At 63.1% G+C, this 14,231-nt stretch carries 17 protein-coding genes and 1 tRNA gene; 3 read left to right on the top strand and 15 right to left on the bottom strand.

Annotated elements, in window-relative coordinates; translation table 11 throughout:
- Nucleotides 1-124 precede the first annotated feature (124 nt).
- The 7 genes from MHM88_RS15235 to MHM88_RS15205 form a co-directional block, all read right to left on the bottom strand.
- Complete coding sequence (locus MHM88_RS15235) at nucleotides 125-1,057, bottom strand: AEC family transporter (RefSeq protein ID WP_239367192.1); 933 nt, start codon at nucleotides 1,055-1,057, stop codon at nucleotides 125-127.
- 38 nt (nucleotides 1,058-1,095) lie between these two features.
- Nucleotides 1,096-1,893: an MBL fold metallo-hydrolase gene (locus MHM88_RS15230; RefSeq protein WP_239367190.1), complete on the bottom strand. Its 798-nt coding sequence runs from the start codon at nucleotides 1,891-1,893 to the stop codon at nucleotides 1,096-1,098.
- Entirely contained in the window at nucleotides 1,893-2,696 is an 804-nt protein-coding gene (locus MHM88_RS15225) for a TatD family hydrolase (protein WP_239367188.1), read from the bottom strand. Before MHM88_RS15225 ends, MHM88_RS15230 begins: the two co-directional genes overlap by 1 nt.
- A gap of 66 nt (nucleotides 2,697-2,762) precedes the next feature.
- The gene (locus MHM88_RS15220) at nucleotides 2,763-3,884 is read right to left on the bottom strand and encodes a DNA polymerase III subunit delta' (protein ID WP_239367186.1); all 1,122 of its coding nucleotides are present in this window, start codon (nucleotides 3,882-3,884) and stop codon (nucleotides 2,763-2,765) included.
- The gene (tmk, locus tag MHM88_RS15215; RefSeq protein ID WP_239367184.1) at nucleotides 3,881-4,525 is read right to left on the bottom strand and encodes a dTMP kinase; all 645 of its coding nucleotides are present in this window, start codon (nucleotides 4,523-4,525) and stop codon (nucleotides 3,881-3,883) included. Before tmk ends, MHM88_RS15220 begins: the two co-directional genes overlap by 4 nt.
- Entirely contained in the window at nucleotides 4,522-5,703 is a 1,182-nt protein-coding gene (locus MHM88_RS15210; RefSeq protein ID WP_239367182.1) for a D-alanyl-D-alanine carboxypeptidase family protein, read from the bottom strand. The genes tmk and MHM88_RS15210 overlap by 4 nt, the downstream gene beginning before the upstream one ends.
- A gap of 58 nt (nucleotides 5,704-5,761) precedes the next feature.
- Nucleotides 5,762-6,670 (bottom strand): SPOR domain-containing protein, encoded by a 909-nt coding sequence (locus MHM88_RS15205; RefSeq protein ID WP_239367180.1) that lies wholly within the window; start codon nucleotides 6,668-6,670, stop codon nucleotides 5,762-5,764.
- Between the two features lie 297 nt (nucleotides 6,671-6,967).
- On the opposite strand from MHM88_RS15205, the gene MHM88_RS15200 reads away from it, so the two are divergent.
- Nucleotides 6,968-7,057: transfer RNA gene (locus MHM88_RS15200), tRNA-Ser, on the top strand.
- A 372-nt stretch (nucleotides 7,058-7,429) separates the two neighbouring features.
- Here MHM88_RS15200 and MHM88_RS15195 read toward each other — a convergent pair.
- Nucleotides 7,430-7,636, bottom strand: a complete 207-nt coding sequence (locus MHM88_RS15195) for a hypothetical protein (protein ID WP_239367178.1) — start codon at nucleotides 7,634-7,636, stop codon at nucleotides 7,430-7,432.
- A 25-nt stretch (nucleotides 7,637-7,661) separates the two neighbouring features.
- Complete coding sequence (locus tag MHM88_RS15190) at nucleotides 7,662-7,868, bottom strand: cold-shock protein (protein WP_239322873.1); 207 nt, start codon at nucleotides 7,866-7,868, stop codon at nucleotides 7,662-7,664.
- 408 nt (nucleotides 7,869-8,276) lie between these two features.
- Here MHM88_RS15190 and MHM88_RS15185 point away from each other — a divergent pair, with 408 nt between their 5' ends.
- Nucleotides 8,277-8,570 carry a hypothetical protein gene (locus MHM88_RS15185; RefSeq protein ID WP_239322874.1) on the top strand — a complete coding sequence of 98 codons (294 nt, stop codon included), beginning with the start codon at nucleotides 8,277-8,279 and terminating at the stop codon, nucleotides 8,568-8,570.
- Here the strand turns inward: MHM88_RS15185 and MHM88_RS15180 are convergent.
- From MHM88_RS15180 to MHM88_RS15155, 6 genes are all read right to left on the bottom strand, one after another.
- Complete coding sequence (locus MHM88_RS15180; protein ID WP_239367175.1) at nucleotides 8,563-9,126, bottom strand: GNAT family N-acetyltransferase; 564 nt, start codon at nucleotides 9,124-9,126, stop codon at nucleotides 8,563-8,565. The two genes, MHM88_RS15185 and MHM88_RS15180, sit on opposite strands and share 8 nt — an antisense overlap.
- The gene (locus tag MHM88_RS15175; RefSeq protein WP_239367156.1) at nucleotides 9,123-10,346 is read right to left on the bottom strand and encodes a hypothetical protein; all 1,224 of its coding nucleotides are present in this window, start codon (nucleotides 10,344-10,346) and stop codon (nucleotides 9,123-9,125) included. Before MHM88_RS15175 ends, MHM88_RS15180 begins: the two co-directional genes overlap by 4 nt.
- 57 nt (nucleotides 10,347-10,403) lie before the next feature.
- Entirely contained in the window at nucleotides 10,404-10,931 is a 528-nt protein-coding gene (locus MHM88_RS15170; RefSeq protein WP_239367154.1) for a phage tail protein, read from the bottom strand.
- Between the two features lie 9 nt (nucleotides 10,932-10,940).
- Nucleotides 10,941-11,459 carry a phage tail protein gene (locus MHM88_RS15165; protein ID WP_239367140.1) on the bottom strand — a complete coding sequence of 173 codons (519 nt, stop codon included), beginning with the start codon at nucleotides 11,457-11,459 and terminating at the stop codon, nucleotides 10,941-10,943.
- Nucleotides 11,460-11,476: 17 nt separating this feature from the next.
- On the bottom strand, nucleotides 11,477-11,983 hold the full coding sequence (locus MHM88_RS15160) for a phage tail protein (RefSeq protein WP_239367134.1): 507 nt from the start codon (nucleotides 11,981-11,983) through the stop codon (nucleotides 11,477-11,479).
- Nucleotides 11,984-12,392: 409 nt separating this feature from the next.
- The gene (locus MHM88_RS15155) at nucleotides 12,393-12,836 is read right to left on the bottom strand and encodes a hypothetical protein (protein WP_239367117.1); all 444 of its coding nucleotides are present in this window, start codon (nucleotides 12,834-12,836) and stop codon (nucleotides 12,393-12,395) included.
- Between the two features lie 153 nt (nucleotides 12,837-12,989).
- On the opposite strand from MHM88_RS15155, the gene MHM88_RS15150 reads away from it, so the two are divergent.
- Nucleotides 12,990-14,231: beta strand repeat-containing protein (locus MHM88_RS15150; protein WP_370687496.1), on the top strand; the 1,242-nt coding region annotated here is incomplete at its 3' end.

Raw genomic sequence — 14,231 nt, 5'->3', positions numbered from 1 at the left:
GGCGAGGGTTCAAGGGGGCAGGGCAGAAGTTCACGGAAGTGATTCAATCCCCAATGCCGCGACGCCGCATTTGCTGCTTTTGTGACCGTTTTACGGTCGCTGTGCTGTCGATTTGCCGCAGCGGTCAGCTGAGCAGGGTCAGCCACAGCAGCACCGTCACCACGCAGGAGGCGGTGGCGATCAGCACCGAGGACGCGGCGACTCGTTTGGCGCGACCGTACATATTGGCAAAGATGTAGCCGTTGACCCCCGGCGCCATGGCCGCGTTCAACACGCCGGAGCGGAACAGGTCCTGGCGCACATCCAGCGCCGAGCCGAGGCCAAAGACGATCGCCGGATGCAGCAGCAGCGAAATACCGCAGACCATGGCGATGGTGCGCAGATCGCCTTCGGGGCGGTACTGCACCATGATGCCACCAAGCGCAAATAGCGCCGTGGGCAGGCCGGCAGAGGCCACCAATGCCAGCGCATCGTCCACGGGTTCCCACAGGGTGATGCCGGCCAGGTTGAACGCAAATCCGGCGAGGATCGCGAGGATCAGGTTGTTGTGGAAGATCGCATTGAGCACGGAGGTGACGGTGCGCACACCGCCCTGGCCGCGATTGCGGATGATCTCCATCGCGGTGATCCCCAGCGCATAGCAGAACGGCGAGTGGAAGGCGATGATGGCGTAATTGCCGACCAGCGCATCCGGACCAAAGGCGCGTTCGGTGATCGGCAGCCCCAGCAGAACCGAGTTGGAGAACAGGCAGCAGAAGCCGATGGCGACACAGTCCTCCCATTCACGTTTGAAGAGGACGCGCGCGCCCAGGAAACCGGCAAAGAAACAGGTGCCCGCCCCGGTGTAGAACGACACCAGCAGGCGCGGGTCAAAGCCGGACCCGAGGTCGATGCCGGCCATGGCGCGAAACAGCAGGAAGGGAATGGCGACCCCTTGGGCGAATTTCATCAGCCCGTCGATCTGGGATTGCTGGAACACGCCGCGCAGGGTGAGCCCGTAGCCGACCCCGACAACAACAAAGACCGGCAGGACGACATTGATGAGGTTGAAAATCATTGTAGGTCGTCCTGGCGCGAGGTCTGAAGGCGTTTAGATCAATAATCCGAATGAATGACCATGCCGTCGAAAGCGGGGGTGATATGGTCCGGCGTTTCGGCCTCGACGGTGTCGTAGTCCATGTCGATATGCATATTGGTCAGCACCGCACGGGCGGGCTGCATGCGGTCGATCCAGGCCAGCGCGTCCTGATAGGAGAAATGCGTTGGATGCGGGCTGCGGCGCAGCGCATCCAGAACCCAGCAATCGAGCCCTTCGAGCAGCGGCACCACGGACTCGGGGATACGGGCGACATCCGGCAGATAGGCCAGATCGCCGATACGGAACCCAAGCGCGTCGATGCCGCCGTGATTGACCAGGAACGGCAGGAACGGGATCGGCCCCCCGGCGCCGGAGATTTCGAACGCGCCGTCGATGTCGCGCATCTCCAGGATCGGCGGGTAGCTCGACCCGTCGGGCTGGATGAAGGCATAGCCGAACCGGTCCATCAGATCCGCCCGGGTGGGTGCATCGGCATAGACCGGGATGCGCTCGCGCATGTTGAAGACGATCATGCGCAGATCATCGAGCCCGTGCACATGATCCGCATGGGCATGGGTATAGACCACCGCATCCAGACGCCCGACGCCCGCATCGAGGAGCTGGCCGCGCATGTCCGGGCTGGTGTCGATCAGCACCGTGGTGGTGCCGTCCGGCCCGTCACGCTCCACCAGCATGGAGCAACGGCGGCGGGTGTTCTTGGGGTTGTCGGGGTCGCAGTCGCCCCAGTGGCCGCCCAGACGCGGCACGCCACCGGAAGACCCGCAGCCGAGGATCGTGAAGCGCAGTTCCGGCATCAGGCGGCGGCCTCATAGGCAGCGGCTTTCCAGAACAGGCGGTCGAAATTCTCCTGCGTGCGGGCGGCGAAGTCGCCGTAGTCGAGGCCAAAGACCTCGGCGCCGACCTTGGCGGTATGGGCGGTATAGGCGGGCTCGTTGCGCTTGCCGCGATAGGGCGGCGGCGCAAGGTAGGGGCTGTCGGTTTCCACCAGGATGCGGTCGACGGGGGCCGCGGCGAAGATGTCGCGCAGCTCCTGGCTCTTGGGGAAGGCGGCAATGCCGGACATCGACAGGTAGAACCCCAGATCCAGCGCCGCACGGCCCAGTTCGGCAGAGGAGGAGAAGCAATGCATCACGCAGGAAAACGCTTTCTGCGCATGGGTTTCACGCAGGATGCGCGCCATGTCGTCATCGGCGGCGCGGGCGTGGATGATCAGCGGCAGGCCGGTCTCCTGCGCGGCCTCGATATGAATGCGCAGGCTCTGCTTTTGCACCTCGGCGCTGTCGCCGGTGTAGTGATAATCCAGACCGGTCTCGCCGATGCCGACGAACTTGGGGTGCTGCGCCAGAGCGACCAGTTCCTCCACCGTGGCCAATGGTTCTTCGGCGGCGCTCATCGGGTGGGTGCCGGCGGCATAGAACACCGGCGCATGTGCCTCGGCCAGAGCGCGCACGGCGGGTTCGTTCTTCAGCCGGGTGCAGATGGTCACCATCCGGGTCACGCCGGCCTCTGCCGCGCGGGCGAGGACCTCGGGCAATTCGCCGTCGAAATCCGGGAAATCGAGGTGGCAGTGGCTGTCGGTGATCTGCGGGGTCGTCATGGTTGCCTCTGTCGCGGTCAAACTGTCGCGGTTGCGCCCTTATGCGCGCCGGGGCTGTCGGGCCGGTCAGCGCGCGGCGGTTTCCTGCATCTTGAACACCGTATCTAGGACCAGCGCCGCAGGGTCAAGGTTCACCGCTTGCCCGTGGCGGGTGCGGTCGGTCACGCGGGCGGCCAGGTCGGCCCAGGCCCGCGCCCTGTGAGGATCCGGCGACAGGCGCGACAGGATCGCGCCTTCGTTCGGGGCTGCCTGGGGCAGGGGCGGCTGGCCGGTGGCGCCGGTGCGCGCCAGCCGCACCAGCAGCAGGTCGATCAGCCCCAGCATCAGTTCGAACCGTTCGCCTGCGTTGCGGGCGGCGGCGCGTTCGGCCAGCGCCATCGCGCCCTGCCGGTCAAGCCGGGGCAGGCTGTCTGCGATTTTCAGGACCTCGGCATAGAGTTTCAGCCCGTCGAGCGACAAGAGACGCATCGCGGCCCCGACAGAGCCCGCGGCGAGGGCGGCAAGATGGGTCGAATCGGCGGGCAGATCGGCCCCGGCCTGTTCCAGCGCGGCTTGCATGTCCTCGGCGCCGAGCGGCCCAAGCCGCAGGGTCCGGCAGCGCGAGCGGATCGTCGGCAGCAGGCGCGACGGTTGGTGGGAAATCAGCAGCAGCGTGGTGCGCGCCGGCGGTTCTTCGAGCATTTTCAACAGGGCGTTGGCCGCATTGACGTTCATCTCGTCGGCGCTGTCGACAATGACCACGCGGCGCCCGCCCTCGGCAGAGGACAACCCGAAGAACTTGTTCAGCACCCGGATGTCATCGACCACGATCTGGTCCCTGAGGCGGCCCTTGTCGTTGTAGCTGCGGGTGATGGCGGCCATGCCCGGCTCCGCCAGGGCCTGGATGCGGTGGCTGACCGGGTGATCCGGGTCGATATCGAGGCTGGTGGGCGGCGGCGGCGCGCCGAACAACCCGTCGTCCTCTTGTGCCGGGGTCGCCAGCAGGAACCGGGCGATGCGCCAGGCCAGCGTCGCCTTGCCCACCCCGCGCGGCCCCATGATGAGCCAGGCATGATGCAGCCGCTCCGAGGAAAAGGCGCGCAGGAAATCCGCTTCTGCCTGGGCATGGCCAAACAGCCGGGCGGTTTCACGCGGATGCGGCGCACCCTCGGCCTGATCGGCCCGCGGGAGGTCGTCGGTATCGCTCATTTGGCTGCGTCCAGCGCCTCGGTCACGATGCGCGCCACATCGGCGGCGACGCTGTCCATATCCTGCGCGCCATCGACGATGCGGAACCGATCCGCAAATTCCTCGGCAAGCGACAGAAAGCCCGCGCGCATCTTTTTCTGAAGGTCGAGACCAAAATCCTCGAACCGTTCCTCCGCCCCCTGGCGTCCTTTGGCCCGGGCCAGTCCTGTCGCCGGATCCATGTCGATCAGCAGGGTCAGATCCGGTTCGCGCCCGATCATCAGCGCATGCAGGCTGTCGACGGTGGCGCGCAGGTCGCCGCGCGAAAGCCCCTGATACATGCGGGTACTGTCGGCGAACCGGTCGCAGATCACCACCTTGCCCGCCGCGAGGGCAGGGCGGATGGTGCGCTCCAGGTGATCGCGGCGCGCGGCGGTGAACAGCAGGATCTCGGTCTCCGCCGACCAGCGGTCCGGGTCCCCTTCGAGCACCAGCCGGCGGATTTCCTCCGCCCCGGGCGAGCCGCCGGGTTCGCGTGTCAGAACCACCTCCCGGCCAAGGCCGCGAAGATGCTCCGCCAGCAGGCGGCATTGAGTGGATTTGCCCGACCCGTCGATGCCCTCGAAGGTCAGAAACAGGCCGCGGCCTTGGCTGTCGTTCACAATGCGTCCTCGGGGCCGTTCAGAAAGCGCTTCACCAGGACCCGGGCCGCCGTCATCACCTTGACCGGAAAGCCACCGGTGCCCACGTCGCTCTGCGCCACCAGCGGCAGGCGCATTTCGGGCAGGTCCTCGGGCTGCACAACCAGCTCGGCAAGCTGCTGACCGGCCTGGATCGGCGCGGTGACGGGGCCGGTATAGACCACTTCCGCCTTGACCGCATCATCGGAAAGCGCCGGCAGCAGGATTTGCAGATCCTCCGGCGGCACCAGTCCGACGGTGGGACTGGCGCCCATCCAGACCTCGGCCTGTTCCACGGCCAGACCCTCGCGGGCTATGGTCTTTTTGGTGAACTGGCGAAAGGACCAGTTGACGATCGCCTCGCTCTCTTCGGCACGGTCGAGCGTGCTGTCCATGCCGGAGATGACAAAGATCACCCGCCGGTCACCCTGCTTGGCGGATCCGACCAGCCCGTAACCGGCTTCTTCGGTGTGCCCGGTCTTGAGACCATCGGCACCGATGTCGAGTTGCAAGAGCGGGTTCCTGTTGCGGGTATTGGACGGGGCACGGCCGTCGAACTCGAATTCCTGCTCGGCGAACATCGGGTAGAATTCGGGGAAATCCTCGATCAGATGTTCGGCCAGGATCGCCAGGTCGCGCACCGACATCCGGTGGCTGGGGTCGGGCCAGCCGTTGGAGTTCATGAAGGTGCTGTCGGTCATGCCCATCTCGCGGGCGCGCCGGGTCATGTAGCGGGCAAAGCCGGCCTCTGTGCCATCGGGGCTGAGCGCCTCGGCGATCACCGCGCAGGCGTCATTGCCCGACAGCACGATGATGCCGCGCAGCAGATCCTCGACCCGCACCCGGTCGGTGGTGTCCAGGAACATGGTGGAGCCCTTGTAGCTCATGGCGTGTTCGCTGACCGGCAGCCGCTCGTCCATCGTGAGGCGTCCGTCGCGCACCGCCTCAAAGGCGACATAGAGCGTCATCAGCTTCGACATCGAGGCCGGCGGCAGCGGCGCGTTGGCGTTCTTGTCCAGCAGGACCGTGTTGGTGCCCTGATCCACCACAAAGGCGGCCCGCGCCTTGGTGTCAAAGGCAAGCGCGGCGGGGGCGGCAGCCGCCAGCCAAAGCCCGGCCAGGGCGCCAAGGCGGAGAACGGGGGTAAAGCGGATGGTCATGGGGAAGGGTCTCCCTTCGTCGCTTGTCTCATATCGCTGATCCGGGCGCGGGCCCGGGTCAGTTGGTCACCGCATAGGCATCGCCAAAGCCCGCGTCCTTCACGGCCTTGAGCAATTGCGACCGCTCGCCCTTGGACTGGGCCGGGCCCACGACAACACGCCAGAAGGGTTTGCCGTTGGAGGATTGCTCATAGACCGTGGGAATGATGCCGGCATTGCGCATCTGGTCGGCGGTGCGTTTGGCATTGGCCTCGACGCTGAAGATGCCGATCTGGATGTAGGGTTTTGCCAGCGCGGAGCGTTGCGGCGCAGTGGGCTGCGATGGGGCAGGGGCTGGGGCCGGTGTCGCCGCCGGTGCGGTGGCCTCGATCGCCGCTGCTGCGCCGCCTGCGATGGGATCGAGCGCCTGGGTTTCGACCTCCGCGCTCGCCGCGACCGGTGCCGCGTCGTCCTCGAGGCCTTCGATCTCCGGCACCGCGGTCTCCGGCGGGGTTTCCTCAACCGCCTCGCGCCGCAGGGCCGTGACATTCAGCTCCACCGGAGCGCCAGCCAGCATCGACAGCGCCGAGGCCGCATCGGAGGACACCTGCAAGCGCGGCCCGGGCAGGGCGCGTTCGCGGCGGAACAGCGCGCCGATCACGAATTTGCCGTTGGCGTTGTTGCGAATGATGACGCGTTCGGGTTCGTTGACATCCGGATGCGCGACCCAGACACCGCCGATCGAGGGGCGCCCGTCCCAGAGGCCCGCTTCGGTAACCTGAAAGACATCCGGGGCTTCGACATCCCGTTCCACGAGTTTGGTGGAATTGCTGGCCAGGCCCTGGGTGTCCTCGCCCTTGGGTTGGAGGAACGAAAGGTTCGCGCCCTCTTCGCAGGCGGTCAACGCCAATGTGCTGACCAAGGCCAGGGCCAACCCCGCCCTGGCGGGCTTGCGCGGGGCCGCTCGTTTCAAGTTTCTATCGCTCATGCGCCTGTCCTGCCTGCTCATGGTCCGCCTGTATCCGTATTCGCCTCAGCGCTTGCGCCCAAAGAACCGCTGCCGCGGCATCTGTTCGGGCTGTGCCGGTTTTCCGGTCTTCCGCGCCTTTGAGCAAACCATAAACGCTGTGATTTGGTATGGAAACCCTGCCTTTCCGCCTGAGCGGGGCAATGGGCGACAGATTGCGTGTTTGTGATGTTGGCGGCAATGCGGCAGGTCTTGCGGATTTCTCCTTGCCACTGCGCCATCGGCATCCTAAACCGCTCCGCAGTTCGATCTGTGACCGGGGAGGTGGCAGAGTGGTCGAATGCGGCGGTCTTGAAAACCGTTGAACGTGAGAGCGTTCCCAGGGTTCGAATCCCTGTCTCCCCGCCATTAAATCAATGGGTTACAGAACTTCATGCGAACCTCGGGAATGGCCGGAACTTGGCAGTTTCCCACAAAGTCACCCATTGTAGCGTTCTGCCCCGTTTTCGTTCCCGCAGGGTCTGATCGATTGGAGGCATCGCAACGGGGCGCAAGGCACGGCTGGGCGCACTGTTCAGGGGCACTGTCGCATATCAGATTTTCTGCCGGAGAGGTTTTGCAGGGAGGGCGCGGCGATCCGGGCCGCGGGGCCTGCGATTGAGATGCGCGACACTCACCCTTCGAAGGTGAATTCATCCAACGCATTCGCTTGAAAAAGGAATTGCACCCTGCGTGCGTTCACAAGGTGCGATCGGGTATCGAGGGAGCGGGTCGCTCCCTCTATCTCGGATCCGTCTTTTTGCGAAACGCTCTCAGACGTGCGGTCTTTTCAGCGTTGGCCTTGGCTTCCTCGTCGCGCAGGCGCTTGACGACAAGTGTTGTCCGATCGGCCGCTGACAAAGATTCCGAAGATTTTGATTTTGCAGCGGACACCGAGAGATATGCAAAGATATCCGGGGCGTCCTTGTTTGCCGGGGGTTCGGTCATCTGTCCGTGTCCCCGGCAATGGCAATCATGCGAGTGCCAAGTTTCCGGCAGAGGTGCGCCCGTCGCGACCGCTTTCGAGGTCGTAGGTGACCTTTTGGCCATCATCGATGCGGTTGATGCCGGCGCGTTCAACTGCGGAAATGTGCAGGAACACGTCCTGAGTGCCATCTTCAGGCTGAATGAAGCCGAAGCCTTTGGTAGAGTTGAACCATTTCACGGTGCCATTGGCCATATCCGTAATCTCCTAAAAAGTCTGTCCGCGGGATTGCGACAGGTCGGCAAAAGTTGATCCAAGTCGATCGACTGATACCGTTTGGGCGGAAGCAGAAATTCGAAGAGAAGAAACGTTAGCCCTGCACAGATGGGCGCTCTGCCGCATCAATGCAAGGATTCTTTTGCAAAAGGGGCTGCGGTGGCCACCCCTGACCAACTTGGAACGGGAACCGAACCGCCCAGATCACCCGTTGTTGCCTTGGCTTCGGCAACGTGCCGAGGTGTTCGCGGTCGGCAATTGGCGTGGCTGCGGGTCACAGCGGTCTGGCATGGGAAACGGGCTTTACGGTTGTGGGGGTGTTCGGTTAGCGTCGCATAAGTTGCGCACCATGGGTGCGGGACCAAACCCCACGCTCAAGGAGATCACATGGCCACTCTGCAATCGCTCACCTCCGGTGATTTCGAAGCGTTCCTCAACCGGGTGTTCGACGTGCGGTCGGTTGCGGATGAGGTGCAGCTATCGCTGATCGAGGTAAAGCCCCTGGGCGCGGGAGAGCGCGAGGGCGGGGCGTTCTCCACCCTGTGGCAGGGGCCAAAATCGCCCGTGCTGGAACAATCGGTCTATCGTCTGTTTGAGCAGGAGTTCGGCGAGCAGGAGCTTTTCCTGGTGCCGGTCGCCGAAAAGGACGCGGGCATTCAGTATGAGGCGATCTTTACCTGATCGGCGGGGGATCCCAGCGCATCAGATCGTAGACGCCCTTGTCCTCTTGCGTGCGAAATCCAAGGCGACGGTAGAGCGTTTGCGCCGGGTTGGCCTTTTCCACATGGATGCTCACCGGTTTTGCCGCAGCCTGGGCCTCGTCCTGAAGGTCCAACAGGATTGCACGTCCGAGGCCCTGGCCCCGCGCCTCGGGTATGATCGCAATGTCGATAATGCGGTGTTCGCTGTCCCACCGTTCCAGATAGAAGCGCCCGACGGGGGTCTTGTCGCGTAGAACCACCAGCCACAGCGCCTGCGGATAATGCGCCTGGTAATGAGCATGCTGTGCCTCGAACTGCATCGCGATGAATGCCTGTTTCTCTGTCTCGTCCCAGGGGGTGCGATCCAGCTCGGCTTCACGTGTGCTTCGATAGAGCGCCGCGAGGAAATCAAAGTCCTCGGGCCTGATCCATCGATACCCCAGCCCCAGAGCCGCTGCACGGTCCTGCACTGGCAGGGGGGCGGTCGACTGCCGTCGCACCTCGAACTTTGCGGAGAGGACGGACGCAGGGATCATGACGGGTTTGGCGTGATGTCTTGTGTGGTCGCGATCGCGGCATAGCCCGCCCCCAGCTCGGTCCATGTCGCCGACCAATGGCCAAGGGACTGTTGACGCAGATAAGCCGCCTTGCCGGTGTCCGGGTCGAGCGAAAACAGGCTGAGGCTGGTGTCCGCGTTGGATTGCAGCATCAGGTTGCAGTTCTGATAGACATGCCCGATGACGGCCGGGCTGGACCAGTCATCCGATCCGGTCCCGGTCTGGTATTTTGCATAGACCGGGCAGTTTGCCCCGTAGCTCAGTTGCGCGACAAGGTAGAGACCGCCTAGGGGCGAGGTGGACACATCCATCGTATGCACCGGTGACCCGAAGGAGGCAAACAGCACCCAGCCGCCAAAGCTGCTGGAACTGACCTGTTGTTGCAGCTTCATGTAGATCTTGTCGCCGATCCGCGCGAATATATGGACCAGCGCGTTATGGTCGAGGCCACAGACGATCTGTTCGAAGCCGGTCAGCCCTTCGGAGATGTCCTGCCAGCCGCTCCAGCCCTCGGGCAAGAATGGCCTGTCGCTGGACTGGAGGTTCAAATAGGCCACCCCATTCGCGTTGATACCGGCCAGAAAAAGGCGGCCATCCGCGTTCTGCGTGGCGGTCAGGCTGACAAGCGCACCGGGCAGCTGTTGCCAGTCCGACCAGATCTGCGCTGGCGGCACTTCGACGGGCACTGTCACCTCGATCGGTGTCTCGGTGCCGGGGGGCACGACTTTGACGGTTTTCTCAACTACGGTGTTGGAATTCTGGAACTTCCACCAGATGGAATTGTCCGCTTCGGCACTGGACAGGAACACGTTCGCGCGTCCGGTCAGACCATTGATCAGCACCGTATCAAGAACGCCGCTCACCCCGTCCGGCTTGCCCAGGGTCTGAGGCGGCGCAAAACGGCTGTCGGCGTCCTCGTTCCGGGTTTCTCGGATATAGGTCAGGTCTCCGGTGGCCGCGTCCACAGCCAGAACGGAGACATATCCATCCTGGGTGACCGACGCGTTCAAATGCTCCGGCTGATAGCTGGTGTTGGTCAAGGCCGTGAAGCCGCTGTCAAAACCGCCGTTTTCGACCGTCTGGTCCTTGTAACCCAACGCGCCCGCCGGTGTGAGGGCGGTAAAGAAGATCCGAAAGTAGCTCGGTTCCGTGACCACATTTCCTTCGAATTCTGCGGGGGTGGCGTCTTCAACTGACATGTCGAAATGTCCTTCCGATAGGCTGGGCTGGCGCAGGCGATGTCGCTGGGGCAGGGGTCAACTGCGTGACGGATAGAGGCCCTGAAGCGCGATGATGAAATTCAAAGTCAGATAGGGCTGCATGTTGTTGTGCGACTGCCCGCCGCCCGCCTCGGGCATCGCCTCATATGCCAGGTCGACGTGTTTGGAGTCGGTATCGGTCTGGTAGAGAGTGTCGAAGCCGGTGTTGCCAAGCGTGGTCGAGGAGCTCGGCGTGCTTGTATCTGCGAACTCGGTGCTGGCCATGGCCGTATGGGTGTGATTGGGAAGCTGCGCTTCGGTGAGTGTCACCTGTTCACTGCCCCCGCGCTGCCCAAGGCGGCGGGAGGTCAGGCCCGGGCCGCGTCCGGGGTGCATCGGCGCGCGCCCTTGCAAATTCGGCAGCGCCGTTGTACTGCGGCCATCGCCGCCATAGGTGGTGCCGATCAGCGAAAACAGGGCGGTGTTCTGGGCGATCAGCAAAAGCTGACCATTACAAAACGCCCAACTGCGCGGTGCAAAATTCCCGGCAAAGATCCGGATTTCAGCGATAAAGGGTTCAGACATTTTCGCCTCCTAGTGTCGGCTCGGGTAGATGCCGAACAGCGCCACGATGAAATTCACGCACAGATAGGGCATCAGGTTGGTGTGGGATCGCGATCCACCCGTGTGGGTCACCATCTGCGACGACATCTGCACAAACGGGTCGGAGGTCGTGTAATGGGCAATCCCGGCGCCCGTCGCCAGAACGTTGTCCTGCGGGCTGACCGCCTCTGCAAGCGCAGTGGAGGCCTGCAGCGGATGCGTGTGGCTGGGCAATTGATTGACCGTCAGGGTGACCTTTTCAGCGCCGCCCTTCGCGCCCAGGCGGCGGGGGCTGAGCCCCGGGCCGGTTCCCGCGTGGACCGGCAATCGCCCCCGCATGTCGGGGAGGCCAAATGTGGTGCGGCCATCGCCGCCGTAGATGGTGCCATAGAGGGAAAACAACGCGTCGTTCTGCGATACCGCCAGCAACTGCCCATCGCAGAAGGCCCAGCCGCGGGGGGCGAAGTTGCCCGCAAACATGCGGATTTCACCTACAAAGGGTTCCGACATCCTGTGTCCTTTCGTGATCAGTTGCGCGACGGGAACAGCCCTTGCAGGGCAATGCAGAAGTTGACCGCGAGGTAGGGCTGCATGTTTTCATGAGCCTGCGATCCGCCAACATTTGTGATGGAGTGCAGGCCGACCAGCGTCCCCGCATCGGCAGAGTGATAGGCGGCATCCGGTGTCGCCTCTGCGCCGAGGAGGTGCCCGGCCGGAGTGGTCGCGTTCCCCGCCGACGCTGAGGCGCGCGCGTTGTGTTTATGAGCGGGCATCTCACTGACGCTCAGCGTCGAGGTCTCCTCGCCACTCCTTTCACCAAGCCTGTGACCCTCACCGACATGCAGCGGGGTGCGGCCGCGCAAATCGGGCAGCGCAAAGGACGTGCGCCCGTCGCCGCCATAGGTGGTGCCCAGCAGCGAATAGAGTGACTGGTTCTGATTGATCGGCAGGATCTGCCCGTCGCAGAAGCCCCAGCCCCGGGGCGCAAAATTAAACCCGACAATGCGGATCTCAGCGAGAAATGGTTCTGACATAATCTCCCCCAAGGCGCGCGTTTCTGGTGTGGTTGAAACCGATTAAGGTCCCGTGGGTGTGCATAAAATACCCCAAGGGTTGAGTTTGAAAATGCGCCTCTATGATTCTTCGAGCCTCACACAAGTCTCGTCACTTTGACAATAAAAATATTCCTATGGTTGATTTTGTGTCGCGTTTCCGTTCAGCCGGTGCATGCAGTTGCGTTCGGCAAGGCGCGCCGGGATGTAAGGGTGGCTTTGAAACGCAGGTGCGTGTTAGTGTCATGAAATAATTCATATAATTATCACACTGAGGCCCCCGCGCCGGTTCTTGACCCGCTGCGCGCCACCTTCACCGAAGTCTCAGGCCGCGTGTGTGGCAGTTGTTTGGCATATATTTTTTGTATATAAGTGCCTATAGTTGTTATGTTTATCTGGCGTCGATTGGAAGCTCGCAGATGTCGATCTGCAAATTATACTTGTTTTGAAATTTCTCAAAATCTAGTGGTGGATGTAATTTGTTTCGCGCATGGGCGTTTCCTTCCTGCGCGATTGGCAGTTTGAAAACGGATTGGTCATGGTTGAGTTTAGGCACGGCGGCACGCCCGGGGTCAGTTGCAGCGACAAGGCAGGTTTGGATTCTGGTCATCTCACGGCCAGAGCCCGGATTGCAAAATGGCTCTGCGCGCTTGGCTTGTTTCTGGCCCTGTCGCTTGGCCTGATGCCACAGGCCGCGCTGGCATCCTTCACCGATTGTCCGGCGAATACGGTGCCGACGAACCCGATTACCCTGAACCTCACAGACGATGAATGCACCCTGCAAGACGACGCAGCTTTTCCGGCTATTCTCTCTAAAGATTGGATACAAATCCAAATCAATTCTGGGTCCCTCACGAACTTCATCCTGAATGAAGGGGCGAGCGATGCGCGTGATCTGGTCTTCTCGGTGAACAACGGAAGCCCGCAGGGGACACTTGATGCGGATGGCAGTAGTCTGAACGGAGTCGATTGCGCAGCAGGATGTACTGTGAGCGGCTCGCACGGCGGCACAGCTTTCAGCTTCAGCTACACGGCATCGGGAGGAGGGTCAGGCACGATCGATGGCGCGGCAGAGATCGACGATCTCAGCTCATCCACCGGCAATAGCGTGGCGGATGGCGGCACCGATACGATTGCAACGGCGATCAACAGCGGCACCCCGACCACCATCACCTATGACGTCAGCAACAGTGGGTCGGAAACATTGACGCTGTCGGGCCTGACGCCGGGCGCCCCGACCAATGCGTCATTCGGCTCCACCTCCATCGATACGGCCTCCGTGGCAGCGGGCGGCACGGAAACCGATGCGATCAGCATCACCTTCACCCCCAGCTCCACCACCGATGGCGCGACGTTCACAGTCCCGTTCAGTTTCACCACCAACGACGCCGATGACGGCACGGATGAAACCACGTTCAATGTCACCATCTCGGGCACGATCAATGCCGAAGCCGAGATCAGCGATCTGACCTCCTCGACAACCAACACGGTTGCGGATGGTGGCAGTGATGCGCAGGGAACGGTGGCGTCGGGCAGCGCGCAGACGCTCACCTATACGATCACCAACACCGGAACCGCGGACCTGACCGTGGCCACGGCGATCTCATCCGCTGCGAGCAACGTCACCGTAAATTCGATCAGCGCGCCCGGGAGCACAACCGTCGCCGCGGCGGGCGGGACCACGCAGTTCAACGTGCAATACACGCCGACGGCGGCTGGCGCGTTCTCCTTCGGTCTGTCTTTCGTCAACAGTGACGCGGACGAAGATCCCTTTAATTTCACCGTGAGCGGCACGGCGACGCAGGCTCCTGCGTTCAGTCAGGCGATCGCGCCGGGGACGATCCTGGCGGATGGAACCGCGACGGTGACCTTCACCATCGACAACAGCGCCAATGCAACGGCGGCGACGGCGCTGGACTTCACCAACACCCTGCCCGCGGGGGTGGAGGTTGCGGCGACGCCCAATGGCTCCACCACCTGCACCGGCGGCACGCTGACGGCGAGCGGCGGTGGCAGCACCATCTCCTACACCGGCGGCACGGTGAGCGCGGGCGCCAGCTGCACGGTGCAGGCGGATGTGACCGCCGCGAGCGACGGCAGCTACAGCAACACCAGCGGCGATCTCACGTCGAGCCTGGGCAATTCCGGCACCTCCAGCGCGTCGCTGACGGTGGCCTCGCCGGAGATCGACCTGCAACGCCCGGCGGCGACCTCGCTGGCGGATGGCGGC

Origin of the sequence: Epibacterium sp. MM17-32, from assembly GCF_022348205.1 — a bacterium.
Lineage (GTDB): Bacteria > Pseudomonadota > Alphaproteobacteria > Rhodobacterales > Rhodobacteraceae > Epibacterium.
Note: the sequence above shows the minus strand (reverse complement) of the source record. Positions and strands in the feature narration are given on the sequence as shown.

Bases quoted from the DNA above. Each gene is read 5' to 3' on its own strand.
- MHM88_RS15180 (WP_239367175.1), bottom strand. From the start codon at position 9,126: ATGATCCCTGCGTCCGTCCTCTCCGCAAAGTTCGAGGTGCGACGGCAG.
- MHM88_RS15195 (WP_239367178.1), bottom strand. From the start codon at position 7,636: ATGACCGAACCCCCGGCAAACAAGGACGCCCCGGATATCTTTGCATAT.
- MHM88_RS15230 (WP_239367190.1), bottom strand. From the start codon at position 1,893: ATGCCGGAACTGCGCTTCACGATCCTCGGCTGCGGGTCTTCCGGTGGC.
- MHM88_RS15170 (WP_239367154.1), bottom strand. From the start codon at position 10,931: ATGTCTGAACCCTTTATCGCTGAAATCCGGATCTTTGCCGGGAATTTT.
- MHM88_RS15220 (WP_239367186.1), bottom strand. From the start codon at position 3,884: ATGAGCGATACCGACGACCTCCCGCGGGCCGATCAGGCCGAGGGTGCG.
- MHM88_RS15210 (WP_239367182.1), bottom strand. From the start codon at position 5,703: ATGACCATCCGCTTTACCCCCGTTCTCCGCCTTGGCGCCCTGGCCGGG.
- MHM88_RS15235 (WP_239367192.1), bottom strand. From the start codon at position 1,057: ATGATTTTCAACCTCATCAATGTCGTCCTGCCGGTCTTTGTTGTTGTC.
- MHM88_RS15165 (WP_239367140.1), bottom strand. From the start codon at position 11,459: ATGTCGGAACCCTTTGTAGGTGAAATCCGCATGTTTGCGGGCAACTTC.
- MHM88_RS15160 (WP_239367134.1), bottom strand. From the start codon at position 11,983: ATGTCAGAACCATTTCTCGCTGAGATCCGCATTGTCGGGTTTAATTTT.
- MHM88_RS15190 (WP_239322873.1), bottom strand. From the start codon at position 7,868: ATGGCCAATGGCACCGTGAAATGGTTCAACTCTACCAAAGGCTTCGGC.
- MHM88_RS15205 (WP_239367180.1), bottom strand. From the start codon at position 6,670: ATGAGCGATAGAAACTTGAAACGAGCGGCCCCGCGCAAGCCCGCCAGG.
- MHM88_RS15225 (WP_239367188.1), bottom strand. From the start codon at position 2,696: ATGACGACCCCGCAGATCACCGACAGCCACTGCCACCTCGATTTCCCG.
- MHM88_RS15185 (WP_239322874.1), top strand. From the start codon at position 8,277: ATGGCCACTCTGCAATCGCTCACCTCCGGTGATTTCGAAGCGTTCCTC.
- MHM88_RS15175 (WP_239367156.1), bottom strand. From the start codon at position 10,346: ATGTCAGTTGAAGACGCCACCCCCGCAGAATTCGAAGGAAATGTGGTC.